The sequence below is a fragment of the Leptolyngbya sp. GB1-A1 genome (assembly GCF_039962475.1).
GTDB lineage: Bacteria > Cyanobacteriota > Cyanobacteriia > Elainellales > Elainellaceae > Leptolyngbya_A.
In genome coordinates this window covers 219,706-234,556 of record NZ_JAMPLI010000002.1, presented here as the reverse complement: position 1 = coordinate 234,556, position 14,851 = coordinate 219,706, and the positions used below count along the sequence as shown (strand labels likewise).

The 14,851-nt window shown below is 53.8% G+C and carries 10 protein-coding genes; 2 read left to right on the top strand and 8 right to left on the bottom strand.

Going from position 1 to position 14,851, the window contains the following annotated elements:
• Positions 1-74 precede the first annotated feature (74 nt).
• From purF to NDI45_RS02975, 3 genes are all read right to left on the bottom strand, one after another.
• The gene (gene purF / locus NDI45_RS02985; protein WP_190792524.1) at positions 75-1,580 is read right to left on the bottom strand and encodes an amidophosphoribosyltransferase; all 1,506 of its coding nucleotides are present in this window, start codon (positions 1,578-1,580) and stop codon (positions 75-77) included.
• A 559-nt stretch (positions 1,581-2,139) separates the two neighbouring features.
• Positions 2,140-4,521: a phosphoribosylformylglycinamidine synthase subunit PurL gene (gene purL / locus NDI45_RS02980; protein ID WP_348246203.1), complete on the bottom strand. Its 2,382-nt coding sequence runs from the start codon at positions 4,519-4,521 to the stop codon at positions 2,140-2,142.
• Between the two features lie 56 nt (positions 4,522-4,577).
• Positions 4,578-4,820, bottom strand: coding sequence for a hypothetical protein (locus NDI45_RS02975; RefSeq protein ID WP_190793359.1), 243 nt, complete (start codon positions 4,818-4,820; stop codon positions 4,578-4,580).
• 476 nt (positions 4,821-5,296) lie between these two features.
• Here NDI45_RS02975 and NDI45_RS02970 point away from each other — a divergent pair, with 476 nt between their 5' ends.
• Positions 5,297-7,267 carry an acetate--CoA ligase family protein gene (locus NDI45_RS02970; protein WP_348246201.1) on the top strand — a complete coding sequence of 657 codons (1,971 nt, stop codon included), beginning with the start codon at positions 5,297-5,299 and terminating at the stop codon, positions 7,265-7,267.
• Positions 7,268-7,407: 140 nt separating this feature from the next.
• On the opposite strand, the gene NDI45_RS02965 is transcribed toward NDI45_RS02970, so the two are convergent.
• The 3 genes from NDI45_RS02965 to NDI45_RS02955 form a co-directional block, all read right to left on the bottom strand.
• Positions 7,408-9,771 (bottom strand): chromosome segregation ATPase, encoded by a 2,364-nt coding sequence (locus NDI45_RS02965; RefSeq protein ID WP_348246199.1) that lies wholly within the window; start codon positions 9,769-9,771, stop codon positions 7,408-7,410.
• Between the two features lie 193 nt (positions 9,772-9,964).
• The gene (locus NDI45_RS02960; protein WP_190793356.1) at positions 9,965-10,396 is read right to left on the bottom strand and encodes a hypothetical protein; all 432 of its coding nucleotides are present in this window, start codon (positions 10,394-10,396) and stop codon (positions 9,965-9,967) included.
• A gap of 93 nt (positions 10,397-10,489) precedes the next feature.
• Complete coding sequence (locus NDI45_RS02955) at positions 10,490-11,041, bottom strand: DciA family protein (RefSeq protein ID WP_190793355.1); 552 nt, start codon at positions 11,039-11,041, stop codon at positions 10,490-10,492.
• A 381-nt stretch (positions 11,042-11,422) separates the two neighbouring features.
• Here NDI45_RS02955 and NDI45_RS02950 point away from each other — a divergent pair, with 381 nt between their 5' ends.
• The gene (locus NDI45_RS02950; RefSeq protein ID WP_348246196.1) at positions 11,423-12,859 is read left to right on the top strand and encodes an SPOR domain-containing protein; all 1,437 of its coding nucleotides are present in this window, start codon (positions 11,423-11,425) and stop codon (positions 12,857-12,859) included.
• Positions 12,860-12,905: 46 nt separating this feature from the next.
• Here the strand turns inward: NDI45_RS02950 and fni are convergent, their stop codons facing one another.
• Together fni and pyrR are read right to left on the bottom strand one after the other, a co-directional pair.
• Positions 12,906-13,955 carry a type 2 isopentenyl-diphosphate Delta-isomerase gene (gene fni / locus NDI45_RS02945; RefSeq protein ID WP_348246411.1) on the bottom strand — a complete coding sequence of 350 codons (1,050 nt, stop codon included), beginning with the start codon at positions 13,953-13,955 and terminating at the stop codon, positions 12,906-12,908.
• Positions 13,956-14,096: 141 nt separating this feature from the next.
• Positions 14,097-14,642: a bifunctional pyr operon transcriptional regulator/uracil phosphoribosyltransferase PyrR gene (pyrR, locus tag NDI45_RS02940; RefSeq protein ID WP_348246194.1), complete on the bottom strand. Its 546-nt coding sequence runs from the start codon at positions 14,640-14,642 to the stop codon at positions 14,097-14,099.
• Between the last annotated feature and the right edge of the window lie 209 nt (positions 14,643-14,851).

Here is a 14,851-nt window from a genome sequence, read left to right as displayed (position 1 = left end):
GCATTGAGAAACAAGTCTTGCAGTCTGCGATCGTCGGCAGTGAGGAACAGGTTAATCGGCTGAATTTCAGCAGTCTAGACAGGCACTTTTTCCAGCAAAAGCTTCGATCGCTTCACATGTTCAGGCACAGCAACAGGGTAATCACCTGTAAAGCAGGCAGAACAAAAGCTTGCGGGATCCTCACCCGTCGATTTCAGCATTCCTTCCCAGCTCAGGTACGCCAGGCTATCCACGCCGATTTGCTGCCGGATTTCTTCGACCGATTTCGTGGCAGCAATGAGCTGATCTTGAGTGTCGGTGTCAATGCCGTAAAAGCAGGGATGAGTGACAGGCGGCGAGGAAATTCTCATGTGAACTTCGGTGGCTCCCGCATCGCGCAGTGCCTTCACAATCTTGCGGCTGGTGGTTCCGCGCACGATCGAATCATCCACAATTAGGACTCGCTTCCCGACCAGCACATCCTTTAGCGGATTTAGCTTCATGCGAATGCCCGACTCACGCATCGATTGCGTAGGCTGAATAAAAGTACGCCCGACATAGCGGTTTTTGATCAAGCCTTCTGCATAGGAAATACCCGACTCTTGCGAAAAGCCGATCGCCGCCGGAATGCCAGAATCTGGGACGCCCATCACCAAATCGACATCAGCAGAAGATTCCTTTGCAAGCTGTCTGCCAATCCGCATCCGGTAGGTATAGAGGCTTTCTTCGTTCATTACGCTATCGGGACGGGCAAAGTAAATCATCTCAAAGATGCAGAGTTTCCGCTTGGTTTGCGGTGCCCACTGAACCGAACTCAGCCCTGTTTCGGTGATCCAAACTAACTCTCCGGGCTGCACATCGCGCAAATAGTCCGCGCCGATAATGTCGAGTCCGCAGGTTTCTGATGCCAGGACATAGCGAATTCCGGCATCTTCAGTTTCAAGTGTGCCGATAACGAGCGGACGAATCCCGTTGGGATCCCGCGCCCCAATAATGCCCTGCGGAGTGGCAATACATAAGCTAAAAGCTCCCTCACAACGTTTGAAGGCAGCGACCGCCCCCTGAACCCAGTCACCCAAATCACTCACAGCTTCTGCCATTGCGTGAGCGATCATCTCAGAGTCGGTCGTGGTCTGCAATTGAGCATCGGTTCGCAGCAATTCTTCGCGAAGCCGGGGCGTGTTGACCAAGTTGCCATTGTGAGCCAGAGCCAGGGTGCCCAGGCGAGTTTCAACGACTGCGGGCTGAGCATTTACCACTCGGCTCGATCCGGTCGTGGAATAGCGCGTGTGCCCAACTGCCAAATAGCCTGGAAGCTGTTTCAAAATCTGTTCGCTAAACACCTGCGATACCAAGCCCATGTCTTTGTGCAGGTGCATTTGCTGACCGTCAAAGGTCGCAATTCCTGCCGATTCCTGTCCGCGATGCTGAAGCGCATACAAGCCAAAATAAGTGAGTTTGCCGACATCTTCGCCAGGAGCATAGATACCAAATACGCCGCAGGCTTCTTCGGGCTTATCGGGTCGGGGGTCAAGGCTAGAAGATGCCATTGTGGGCTGGTCGGCAACCTGATCGGCGTGATCCGCAGAATTTGGCAGCATGGGCGCGTTTGATTCCTCCGTGGATGGGGTATTAATGGGCGATTGGTAATGTCAGGTAATTTTGTTAGGTTGCGATCGCATGGAATCGCGTCAGATTGAGCGCAAAAGCCAGGGGACTTTTTTTGAACTAGGAGCTGGGCAAAGCTGAACTAGGACACTGGACGAAAACGCTGGACTAAGACTTGGTTAAAATTGCTTAATGTCCCCTTTAACAGTAGCGTACTCTTCGAGCGTCTTGCTAGCGGAATAAAAGATGGGTCATCCGAACTCCAGAGATGCAGATATCAATCCTTGAATTGGCCTTGAATTGGATTTGGGTAGGTCAGAAGGCGATCGGGGTAGGGAATCAGGAGAATTAGGGTAGAGAACAAGGAGATAGAGGAAGGGCGAGAGATCCTGCATTGCCCCTTCTGCTTCTCTTTCTGACCCCAATTCTCAGAGGCTGACCCCAATTCTGGGAGGACTGCGAGCCGCGGAGAAAGCTTAATTTCCACACCGATTAACCTAACAAATTAACCTGTACGGGATAGCTAGCCTGTCCGATGCTCAAGCGAATGGCTCAATCCTGCTGCATTCGACGCTCGATCGCATAATTCCATCGATCGCTGATTTGTTCAACCGGGAGATTGAGGAGTTCCGGGGTATTAGAGGTGGTCAGGCGCAAGCTTCCCCCTGTTTGGTTAACTTGACCGATCGCCTGCCAGCAGCCGTGGAGGTGCTGATTCAGATAGTCTTCCCAGGCTTGTACGTGATCGGGGGCGATCGAGACAATGATTCTGGCTCCGCCTTCGGCAAACAGCAAATGATCGAATCGCTCCGACAAAGCATTTGCAATTTGAATCTCTGCGCCCCGGTTGCCAGCAATACAGCACTCAGCTAACGCAACCGCCACCCCTCCCTCTGAGCAATCGTGCGCCGATCGCACCCAACCTTGCTTGATCCCAGTACGGCAGGCAGTTTGAACCTTGCGTTCCAGGTCAAAATCCACGATCGGGGGAAGTCCGGCGATCGTATTGTGCAGTGTTGCTAGATATTCCGAGCCGCCTAGCGTTAGTGCGGGAGAGGCTTCTGTCATGAGACCCAGCAGATAAATGCGATCGTCTTCCGCTTGCCAGCCCTGCCCGGCAATTTTGCCTAAGTCCTGGACGAGCCCGACCATACCCACCACCGGAGTGGGATAAATTGCTTGGGGGTTGCCTGCGGGGTCGAGGGTTTCGTTGTACAGCGAGACGTTGCCCCCTGTGACGGGCGTACTGAATTCCTGACAGGCTTCCGCGAGTCCCCGGCAGGCTTCTGCAAGCTGCCAGTAGCCGATCGGCTTTTCGGGGCTACCAAAGTTGAGGTTATCGGTAACGGCAAGCGGTTCTGCACCCACACAGCTTAAATTCCGGGCGGCTTCAGTCACTGCCATTTTTGCCCCTTCGTAGGGATGAAGGTAGACATAGCGGGGATTGCAGTCTACGGTGGCGGCAACACCCTTGTTGAACGCGGCAGGGGCGTTGAGGGAGAGACGGGAATCAGGGGAAGCAGCAGGAAGTTGAGGACGGAGGCGGACGATCGCGGCATCTGCTCCACCGGGAAGCAGGACGGTGTTGTTTTGTACCTGATGGTCGTACTGGTGATAAACCCAGCGTTTTGAGGCGATCGAGGGCGTATCCAGCAGCGTCAACAGAACCTCATTCCAGGTGTAATTCTTGCTATCGATCGTAATGCCTTGTGCGGTGCAGGGCGGCAGCTGAGACTCGTTCCACTTCCAGGCGGTTTGGGCATATTGGGGCGGTTCGGGCGGCAGTTCCCGGTGATAAATGGGCGTGTTGTCTGCCAGTGCCGTAGCGGGAATTTCGGCGGCAATTTCACCTTTGAAGAGGATGCGGACGATCGGCTCCTCGATCACGGTTCCAGCGACAACCGCATGAAGTCCCCAGCGATGGAAAATATCGATGAGTTCCTGTTCGCGTCCTATGTGGGCAACAAACAGCATTCGCTCCTGCGACTCGGACAGCAGATATTCGTAGGGAATCATGCCTGTTTCGCGCACTGGAATTTTGTCCAGGTCTAGCTCAATGCCAACTCCACCTTTGGCTGCCATTTCCGATGTAGAGCAAGTGATTCCGGCAGCTCCCATGTCCTGCGCGGCAACAACTGCCCCAGTTTTGAATGCCTCCAGACAGGCTTCAATCAGGGATTTCTCCAGGAACGGATCTCCCACCTGCACGGCCGGGCGATCGTCAATCGATTCATCGCTTAATTCTGCACTGGCAAAACTCGCACCGCCCATGCCGTCTCGTCCGGTCGTAGAACCTACATACAGCACCGGATTGCCACTGCCATTCGCGCCCGATTTGACGATTTCCGGCGTTTCCATTAAGCCGATCGCCATTGCATTCACTAAAGGATTGCCCGAATAGGCGCGATCGAAGTACACTTCACCGCCGATCGTAGGAACGCCAACGCAATTACCATAGTGTGAAATTCCCGCGACCACGCCGCTAAATAGCCTTCTCGTCCGGGCATCTTCTAGATCGCCAAACCGCAGCGAGTTAAGAACAGCGATCGGACGTGCACCCATCGTGAAAATATCACGTAAAATGCCACCCACTCCGGTTGCAGCTCCCTGAAAGGGTTCAACGGCAGAGGGGTGGTTGTGTGACTCGATCTTAAATGCCAGATGCAGCCCGTCGCCCATGTCTACTACGCCTGCATTCTCACCAGGCCCCACCAGGATGCGGTCACCTGTAGTCGGGAAATTCTTGAGAAGAGGGCGCGAATTTTTATAGCAGCAGTGTTCTGACCACATCACCCCAAACATTCCCAGCTCTGCTTTGTTGGGATGCCGCCCCAATCGCTGCAAAATCTCCTCGTATTCTTCGGGCTTAATGCCTTCGGAGGTAATTTCTTGCAGCGAAAAAGGAGCGTTGGCGATCGAAGGAGCATCAGACATGAAGGCTTGCACCGTAGGGCGAAACAGAACAAGCTTTATTGTATCGGGTCGATCGGCTAATTGAAGTCCAGGTGGTGATTGAGATGCATCAGGTGGGGCGGCTGCTTGTGGTTAATGAGTTGGCGCAGAAAGTTGCGGGCGTATTCCAGCGAGAAATGGCGCGGCTTGCCTTCATAGATGATTTGATATTCATTGCTGGATTCTCCGTTGCCGTAGCCGGAGATTAAATGACGATGAAAGGCTTCCTCTGCTAATCGCTCAATCTCGTTTTTCAAGTTGGCTTGAGGACGGTTTGTCATAATTGACATTACTTAAAACTCAGCACTCCATTAGTTATAGAATCTTGATGGTTTTATTGCACCACTCATCGGTCATACGCCGATTGATAGTGAGAGAATCATTAGGATGAAATTGCCTTGGAAGATTAAGGAAAGCTTGAGAATCCTTTATAAGGAAATGCTAAAAGAGTGGGTTCAGAGAATATTGAAAGAGCGATCCCTGTGACTGGAACTGCCCCGCGCTGCGGCAGAAATCTAGCTCTCCCCATGATTTCAAAGTGTCTGCTTCTCTTAGGACGAAAAGTTTTGTGTCGTTCCAATGGGATTAGAACAAAAGATTCATTTGTGAATTTGCGCGTTTAACACTGCTCAAACAGCCTTTGAACTCCGATATTTTTATGTCATCGGATCAGGGAACGGCTTATCTAGAGATAGAGGTAAGTCCCGCATTCCCGTTATAAAGTTTCTCATGATGTGAAAGAGAAAACGATCGCCTCATGGTACTCAACCCAAGCCGGGGTTACAGTCAAGAACCTCATTTCGACCGTGGCTTCGATGCTTCCGACCTGTCTCCCGTGAATGCACGCCGAAGCGATGCCTTTGATATCTTTAATTTTCGTCATATTGAAGGTCCAAATCCTTATTTAGAAACGGCTGCTTTTGTCTTCGATTTTGCGCTAACCGGAGCGGGTGAACCGCTTGCGATCGAAGACTATCTGGATGAACTGAGCCAGCGGTATCCGCACCTGCGCGACGAGCACTATCCGTCCCATGCCCATTTGTTTGCACGGACGGCAGCCGAAGTGAACAAGCTGGAAATGGGTTTGCACTTCGAGCGCTGGTCGGTCCTGCTTCAGGACGAAAAGGCGCAGGGCGACAAAGCAAGAATCGCAATCGAGTGTCTTCATGCTCGCACTTGTCGGGAAGTGGTGTACTGTGTCTGGGACTGGTTTGAGGCAATTCGCCAGGACAAGCCTTTCTCGCTCGACGATTCGCTGGAAGTGATGCAGGGGTTATTCCGGCGATCGGTGTACGGTGGTCCCACCGTGTACGCGCTGCTGCGGACAGCTCATCAGAAGGGAATTCCTGCGTTTTACCTGTGGGATGAGGGCTTAATGCAGTACGGCTACGGACGCAAGCAGGTGCGAGGCATCGCAACCACCTTTAACCACGATAGCCATCTGGATTCTGACTTCACCACGCGCAAAGACGACTGTAAAGCTTTTCTGGAAACGCTGGGCTTTCCTGTGCCCCGGGGTCAGGTGGTGCGATCGCTGCAAGACGCACTCAGAACTGCTGATCGCATTGGCTATCCTGTAGCGGTAAAGCCTGTCAGCGGACACAAAGGCATCGGTGTGACGGCAGATGTGCAGGACGGCGCTGAGCTAGAAGCTGCCTATGAGCGGGCGGTACAGGCAATCGAAGAAGATCAGCCCGTGCGAATTATTGTGGAAACCAGCATTTCGGGACGCGATTATCGCTTGCTGTGTGTGAATGGGCGATTTGTGGCGGCAACCGAGCGACAGCCAGCCTCGGTGAAGGGCGATGGCAAATCCACAATTGGTGAACTGATCGATCGCGAAAACCGGTCGCCCCTGCGTGCGGATACTCCAACTTCACCAATGGGCAAAATCCAGGTTGATCAGGCAATGCACCTGTATCTGGAGCAGCAGAACCTCTCGCTGGACTCGGTGCTAGACCGCGATCGCATCGTGTATCTGCGAAAAGTGGCAAACCTTTCGGCGGGCGGAGTCAGCATTGACGCAACCCACAGCGTCCACCCAGACAATATCATCCTGGCGCAGGATATCGCCCAGCATTTTCAGTTGACCTGTTTGGGAATTGATGTGATCGCGTCGGATCTGGCAACGTCCTGGCGACAGGGCAATCTCAGCATTATCGAAATCAATGCGGCTCCGGGCGTATATATGCACCTGCGTCCGTCGATCGGCTCCAGCGTTGATGTAACGTCTCCGATTCTAGAAACGTTTTTTGAGTCAGGCGAAGCGGCACGAATTCCGACGATTACCTTCAACCGGGTGTCGGTGAAGGAGTTGGAGGAACTGATCGATCACATTCTGCTGCATCACCCCAACTGGACGATCGGGGCAGTCTGCCGAGAAGGTGTGTTTGTGAATCGCTCCGAAAAGATGATGCACTCGGATTACAACACTAACCTGATGAGCCTGGTGCGAAATCCGCGTCTGGATCTGCTGATTACAGAGTATCCGGGCGAAGTGCTGGAGCAGCAGGGAATGTTCTACTACGGCAGCAATATGGTGATTCTGGACAATCCTACCGAAGCCGAGAAAATGCTGAGCCGCGATGTATTTCATGAATCGATCGTCGTCACCCGTGAAGACAGCACGATTTCGATTTACCGGAATGGATTAATCGAGCAGTATCATCTCAGCCCAGAAGAGCCGTTTAGCCGTGTCTTCCTGAAGGAGGTTGCTGTAATTCTGTAATCAGACGATCGGCATGGGCTGGTTGTTCGAATCCAAGGCGATCGATTCTGCCCGCTCCGGGTAAATCATGCCTGCCGCTCCTAAGAAGGAATTGGAGGCTTGCTTATCCCTCCTCCCCTATCCCTTATCTCGTCATCCACTTACCGAGAACGGCTCTGCCAGACCTGGATCTGCTGCTGCGCACTCTCATAAATCGATGAGCTTGACGGAATGCTCTTGGCAATGCGAATTGCGCCCGTCACATCATAAAGTGCCTGGGATTCAGCCCTTTGCAGAATCTCCTGGCTCCACTGGTCGATCATCCGATCGGCTTCTGCGCGGGCGAGGCTACCGGAGGGGATGCGGTTTGCGATGCGAATGGCAGAAATCAGCATTCGGGTGCTTCCGGCACTGGCGGCGCGGTATGCCTCCTGCATCTCGCTTTGTCCCTGCGATTGCTGGCTCCACTCTTGAATGTCAGACTGTGCCTCGTCATAAAGCGACCGACCGCTGCCGATCTGGGTGGCGACCTCGATCGCATCTCCGTATCTGCCCTGGTTCGCCAACTGCCTTGCCCGATCGAGCAAAGGCTTATCTATCGAATCTTCAGCCCGATCGCGCCAGGTACGAATTTCGTCCTGAGCTTCAGCGTGAAGCGATCGACCATTGCCGATCTGACTGGCAACCTGGATCGCGCTGTTCCAATCGCCACCCGCCGCCAACTGCCTTGCCTGATCGAGAATTGGTTGATCTTGAAACTGCTCGACCCGATCACGCCAGCCACGAATGCGATCCTGTGCCTCGCCGTAGAGTGCCCGACCGGACTGGATTCGACTGGCTTCGTTAATGGCAGCCTGGAGCGCGGCAATATCACCATCGTTGGCAAACTGGTCAGCGCGATCGAGAAAAGGCTGGTCTTCGGTGGTTTCAATCTGCGTTCGCCACTCATTGATCTGATCTCTGGCTTCCGTGCCACGCGGGTTGCTGCGGGGAATCAGCTGCGCTTCAGCAATAGCAACTCGCAAATCATCGAGGGTTCCACCTGCCGCCAATTCTTTCGCGCGATCGAGAATGGTGACATCTTTGATTTCAACCTGCCAGCGGCTGATCCACTGTTGTGCTTTGCTGTAGAGCGGGCGATCGGACTTGATGCGCTGTGCCCCAATGATCGCCGCTTCCAGATCGTCCACTGTGCCGCCCCATGCCTGAGACTGAGCCATTGCCAGGGTATTGAAGTCCTGCACTTCCGACTGTAATTTGGCAGATTCGGGAATCAGACTGGTGATGTTCATTGCCTGACTGTAATCCCGGCGATCAAGGGCGGCTTCTGCCAGCGCAAACAGTTCGCGTCCCAGATCGGGCAACATTTGCTGTGCTTTGCCGTAGACATAGCTAACAGGCTTGATTTCCTCGATCAGCTTCAGAGCAGCCAGAAGGTTATCCACACCGCCCCGATCAATCAGTCCTTTTGCCCGGTTGAGTTTGCCGATGTCGTCACGGGTAATCGTAATCAGGTTGCTGAGTTCCTGATATTTAGTGGTTGCCCAGTAGCGATTATCTACGTCCGACAGACGACTAGTCAGCAGAAATGCCTGCCGCACGTTTTGCTGCTTTAGCGCGGCTTCTGCCTGCTTGTATAGGGCTTCTGCCTTAGACCAAACGGTTTGCCACAGCTTGACCCGATCTTCGACCAGCTTGTGCGCTGCTGTGTTCGATGGAATTTTACGGGCAGCATCAACAGCTTCATTCAGTTTTCCCGCCTGAAAAGACCCCTCCGCTAAATCAAGAATTTCGCTTGCCCAGGCTTCAATGCTGCGATCGATTTCGGGACGCAAGGGGTGATCCGCAGGCAAGGCATGCACCAGATCGATCGCTTCCAGCAAATCCTTCAGGGTTCGCTTCTCGGCGGCGACCTGAGCGCAGTAGAGCCGTAAAGACGCAGAAGCCGTCGGCAAAAACATTTCCGGACAGTTGGGCAGAGAGGGCAACCTCAGCAGGGCGATCGCAGACAAAATGCCAATTCCGCTCAAGCCAAAAACCAAGATCACTGCCCACCAGTGCAAATGGCGAGCCGAAAGTTTGAACCAGAAGGGGCGGGTCGTCACTGGCTCCTTGCTAGCAGGACGGCTCGATCCGTTTACGAAGGGAACGGCTGAAGAAACGGTCGATGCCAGGATGTTTTCCTTAAAGCCGTCTTCTTTTAGATTGTCTGATCCGGAATCTGAACGATGATTTAAATCTGAATCATTTTCGATCGCCTCGGCTTCATCCCAAAGCAGCGAGTCTGGCTCCTGTACAGATTTTGCCGGAATCGGATCGCGCGGCAAAGGGGCGGCTGAAGAGGGATTGGGCAACACGGCTCTTGCAGGAGAACTGCTCGGCGCAGGCTGAGGCGGCTTGCTCGGCGGAGCAGCATTTTGCGGCACGGGCGGCAACTTCAGGGGTGGAATTGTTTTGGGCGGCACATGCCCCGGTCGGCGATTCGATCGCTCTGGCGGTTCTGGCGTGCCATAAGTTCTCGTCATACCTTACCCCACACGACGCTAACCCACTCTACCGCATCTCGGAAAAATCACTCTATCTTTTAATACCAGAGAAATCAATCACGAGCAGGTAAAAATCATATCAAATCGACTGAAATCTCCCGAACGGAGAAGAACGATCGGTTTCATTCCCCTATGCAGCTTACCCGAACGAAAGATTAGCAAAGATAAAAGACTACCCTGCACGAAAGAACGGATTCAGGCTCACTGACCACCCTACTACCAGCCCTGTAAAAGAAACGAGCGTCAGAACGATTAACGACTGCACGCGATTGCACCCCATATTTTGCAGATCAAGCCGCGCCAAAATTTCTGCTGCAAGCACCACCAGGCAATAGCCAAACGCCCGAAACCAGACGAGTGCAAACGTGACGCTAATCGCCGCGATTAAAACTAGGCAAAAGTAGCCCAAGTCTGACTGAAGCCACCGTCGCGCAAACAGCCGCAGCCGCGCAAACAGCGTGGTGAGCAGAAGTGCCTGGAGCAGCGTAAAGGTAATCGCCAAACTCCAGGTCAGCCAGGAAACCGTTGTGCGGGCAACAAACCAGCTAAAAGACGTATAGGCAATAAACAGCAGAAAAAGCGATAACCAGGGCAGCTTTCGCATGAAATTTATAGGGTTCATCCAAAATTCTGAGCGGGCAGCAATATCAGACTGCGCTAGCTCATTCTTTAATATCCTGACCCTTTTATTATGAAGTCATCGAAACTGCTTCGCCGCACACAGAGCACAGGCAGACCAGCGAACCAACTCGCCTTCTGGGGTGGGACAGTGGCAGGTGGGGCAAAGAGGCAAATGCTGCGATCGGCTTCGCATCTGTTGTGCCCAGCTTCGGAAAGCCGTTTGCGGATCAGTCGCGGCAGCGGAAGTAAACGGAGTCGGATTCTTGAGGCGGCTGGGGTGGCTCTGCCAGAGGGAAAGGCTATCGGTTTTAAACAGACGATCACCCATTTGCCACTGCGCCGCCGAAAAGCGGATATCTTTTAGCCCTAGCGCGAGGCGATCGTTGAGCTTGGTGAGAATTAAGTGCCGCTCAAAGGCAAGGTTTTGCGCCCAGGCAGGACTGGATGTGGCGACCTGCAAAACTTTGCGCTGAATTTCAACCGGGCGAGTCTGGGCAGCGACAGCAAGCCCCACCACCTCATTCCAGCAGGCAAGCAGCTTTTGAAACTGACGACGACTTTGCCAATTTTCCTGATGCTCGATCGCACCCAGGACATGATTCAGCGAGTTAAAACGATGACTCGGCATTCACTCATCCTTCTTCTAAAACAGCAGGCTGAGAAAATTTAAGACGGAAACAAGTATTTTTTCAAAAATTGGTTATGATATGCCAGTAGAAATCTGGCAACCGCTGTAGACTCTACTGATAGAGTTATATCAGCAGATTAACTGGATCTCAACTCCAAATCTAGATACTAGATAAATGTTTTCCCTCTAGATCGGGTTGTCCATCGCTTGAGCTATAGGCAACCGGAGTCAAGCTCAGTCGCAGTTGCATGAGTAGAACAGGCGATCGTGTCACGATTGTATCCCTAAAATCTCTGCAAATCTCTGTCCGCAGATTTATAAACTGAATTTTTTGTTTGATTTGATTTTTGTTTGATTTGTTGTTTTGGCAGGAGTACCGCTATGAGTCAACAATCCCAGAGGGGGAACTGCGTCGCACCGTCCTCCCAGACGATTTCCTCGATCGCTGCGTCATCCGCTTCTTCGCTGCATCCGCTCTTGCAGACTGCCCTGGAGAATCTTGATGTGCAGCTTGAGGAAGAGTTGACTCGCTATCGGCGACAGCAACGCCTACAGCCAGAAACCAGTCGGCGTAAATTCAGTTTTGCCAGCTCGAAACTGCTTCAACAGCCAGCAGGTCTTCAGCTTCCGCAGGTTGCTGCCCCAACGCCGGCATCGCCCGATGAGACTCCTCTTGTACCAGACCATTCGCCCATCAGCATTGCCCCATCCATTCCGATCGACCCCGCTGCTGTCGACCCCGCTGCCCCGGAATCCCCCACTGCTCCCTCAGCAGAAGTAGCTCAGCTTGCGACCTTAGAAGCAGGGTTGAGAATCGATTCGCTCCAGTTGCCCGATGCAGAGCCAGCCGCCCCCGAAGACTATCTCGCCTCCAGCGAAGAACTGCTTCGCAGCATTGCCGAAGAAGATCCACAGCAGCGCGTTGCTCAACCCGATCGTCTGCTAGATACCCTGCTCACGCCGCTGGGCATTGGGTCACTGCTGCTACTGCTGCTCTCCACCGCGACGCTGGGCTATCTGGTAATGAACCCAACCAGTCTCGGCTTTCTCTCGGCTCAAAAGCCAGCCGCAGATTCACCTAATGCTGCCCCTAATGCTGCTCCCGCCCAGCCGTCTCCGGTTCCCGGCGTAATTGTCGCACCCTCTCCAAACCTAGCTGCAAAAGAGTTTGTTGAACTGAACCTGAACACGCTCAGCACACTACCCAAGCCTAGCCCAACCGCCCCGCAGAAACCGTCTGCCAGCCCTTCTCCCCAGGCTGCAAACAGACCCTTAGAACCGCTCATTCCACCTGCAACAAATCGCTCTGGGACAGGCAGCTCTGGGGCAAGCAGCAATGAGCTAGCCACAGTCATCGTTCCACCTGAGCCTGCGGTGATGGCTCCTGCTCCCGCTGGAAATTCTCGTCCTGCTGCACCCAGCCCCCGGCGATCGGCTTCTGCGCCATCCCAGTCTTCCGGGCAATCATCGCTTCGGGAAACTGCAGAGCAGCCGACTTCACCTGTTGCCCAACCCGCTGTATCGGCTCCTGCTCCTGCTCCCGCCAGTGAACCTGCCCCCCGTGCTGAAAGTCCGGCTCCTGCGGTGGCAGCCAATCCTTCGTCCGGGCAATCGAATTACTACTATGTTGTGACTCCCTACCGCAGCGACTCTGACCTAAATCAGGTACAGGAAGCCGTTCCCGATGCCTATGTGCGGAACTTTTCTGATGGAGCCAGTGTGCAAATGGGGGCGTTTAGCGATCAGTCTAAGGCACAGGAGCGAGTTCAGGAACTTCAGCAGCAGGGGATTGAGGCGGAGGTGAAAGCGCCGGAGTGAGAATGGATGGGTAGGATAAGGGGCAGTGTAAAAGCTTTCACGCTATTCAAACTGTCTCTAATATAGGGGAAGTTTTTAGGTCGGCGATCGTCCTCGTGCCGGTACAAAATAAAACGGTGGTTAGCTCTGCTTTCAGGGCTGTGACCAGTTCTTGTAGGGCAGTTTCTGAGTCGGCGGCGGCTTGCAGGAAGGGCAGGGCTAGACCACCCAGATCAGCACCCAGGGCGATCGTTTTTGCCACGTCGAGTCCATGACGGAGTCCGCCAGAAGCAATCAGGGGCAGGGTCGGAGCGATCGATCGGACAGCGAGAATGCAGTCTGCGGTGGGAATGCCCCAATTGGCAAAGGTTTCGCCCAGACGACGCTGAAGGGGGTCATTGGCGCGTCCACTTTCGACTTTTGCCCAGGAAGTTCCACCTGCCCCAGCGACATCGATCGCCCCCACTCCGGCTTCGAGCAGCCGCTTTGCCATTGCCGCAGAAATGCCGTTGCCGACTTCTTTCGCAATCACGGGAACGGGCAGTCTAGCGCAAAGCTGGGCAATTTTGTCCAGCAGTCCGTGAAAGTTGGTGTCACCTTTGGTCTGCACCGCCTCCTGGAGCGGATTGAGGTGCAAAATCAGCGCGTCGGCTTCCAGCCAGTCGATCGCTTTCTGGCATTCTTCAATTCCGTAGCCGTAGTTCAACTGAACGGCTCCCAGATTAGCAAACAGCAAGATATCGGGGGCAACCGATCGCACGGCAAAACTCGATCGCACTTCTGGCTTTTCGATCGACACGCGCTGCGACCCTACCCCCATTGCCAGCCCGTATTCCTGCGCGGCTTCCGCTAAGCGATAGTTAATCGTCTGTGCCAGCTCGGTTCCCCCGGTCATTGAGGAAATCAGCAGCGGTGCGCCCAGCATTTTGCCTAAGAAATTCGTCCCGAGGTCAATCTCACGGCGATCGAGTTCAGGCAGACAGCAGTGAATAAAGCGATAGCGTTCCAGTCCGGTCGTCTGGCGAAACTGCACATCGTCTTCCAGACAAACCCGCAGATGATCCGCTTTGCGTGCCTGAGTGATTTCGGCTTCTGCGGGAGCTGCACTGGGAGAAATTTGACGGTTGGGGTGAGAACTGCGAGATAAAGTCACGATCGTTGGAAACTGCGAGAAAACGTTGGCTTTCGCTAGTGTCTCACAGGATTAGAGCGATAAACCCCGTATCTTTTTTTTACGGTATCTGCAATCTTGAAAACGCTAAAGTCCGCGTCGAGTCGTCAGCTCCACCGCATCGCGTCCATCGATCGCCTGAAGATAGACCTTGACCTGCTCATCTCTAGAAGTCGGCAGCTTTTTGCCCGTGAAATCAGGGTGGATCGGCAGTTCTCGATGCCCACGATCGACCAGCACTGCTAGCCAGATTGCTTCGGGTCTGCCATAGTCATGCACTGCATTTAATGCGGCTCGAATCGTGCGTCCTTTAAAAATCACATCGTCCACCAGCACCACAATTTTTCCCGATAGGTCAAATGGGATCTCGGTTGTCTCTGGCGTTCGCAGATCGTTGCGATCGAGGTCATCCCGGTAAAAGGTAATGTCGAGTGCGCCGATCGGAACCCGCACCTGCTCCAGCACCTCGATTTGGCGCGCCAGCAGCTCCGCCATCGGCACACCTCGCGTATAAATGCCCAGAAGCACCAGCTTCGACAAATCATCTGCCCGCTCCACAATCTGAGAAGCCAGACGAGTCAGGGTGCGGCGCAGTTCGTCAGCAGAAAGAATTTCGACCAGTTCGGAAGACATGGAGGTGGGGAGTGGGGGGACTTGTGAATATTTTAAGGGGTGCGGGGATGGGGAGTAGAACCGTAAGGGAGTAGAACCGTAGGGGGCGGGTAATATTAAAACCTGGAGATTGCATAATGGCATAGTGGACTGAGACCCACGATCCCCCTTCACGCCCTCACCCACTCACCCCTGCTCACGCACCCTCCACTCATCCACCCCGCCACCCT

What these genes read in the sequence shown, in the direction of transcription:
- purL (WP_348246203.1), bottom strand. Translation starts at nt 4,521, where the DNA reads ATGTCTGATGCTCCTTCGATCGCCAACGCTCCTTTTTCGCTGCAAGAA.
- NDI45_RS02970 (WP_348246201.1), top strand. Translation starts at nt 5,297, where the DNA reads ATGGTACTCAACCCAAGCCGGGGTTACAGTCAAGAACCTCATTTCGAC.
- NDI45_RS02960 (WP_190793356.1), bottom strand. Translation starts at nt 10,396, where the DNA reads ATGCGAAAGCTGCCCTGGTTATCGCTTTTTCTGCTGTTTATTGCCTAT.
- NDI45_RS02965 (WP_348246199.1), bottom strand. Translation starts at nt 9,771, where the DNA reads ATGACGAGAACTTATGGCACGCCAGAACCGCCAGAGCGATCGAATCGC.
- NDI45_RS02955 (WP_190793355.1), bottom strand. Translation starts at nt 11,041, where the DNA reads ATGCCGAGTCATCGTTTTAACTCGCTGAATCATGTCCTGGGTGCGATC.
- purF (WP_190792524.1), bottom strand. Translation starts at nt 1,580, where the DNA reads ATGCTGCCAAATTCTGCGGATCACGCCGATCAGGTTGCCGACCAGCCC.
- NDI45_RS02950 (WP_348246196.1), top strand. Translation starts at nt 11,423, where the DNA reads ATGAGTCAACAATCCCAGAGGGGGAACTGCGTCGCACCGTCCTCCCAG.
- NDI45_RS02975 (WP_190793359.1), bottom strand. Translation starts at nt 4,820, where the DNA reads ATGACAAACCGTCCTCAAGCCAACTTGAAAAACGAGATTGAGCGATTA.
- pyrR (WP_348246194.1), bottom strand. Translation starts at nt 14,642, where the DNA reads ATGTCTTCCGAACTGGTCGAAATTCTTTCTGCTGACGAACTGCGCCGC.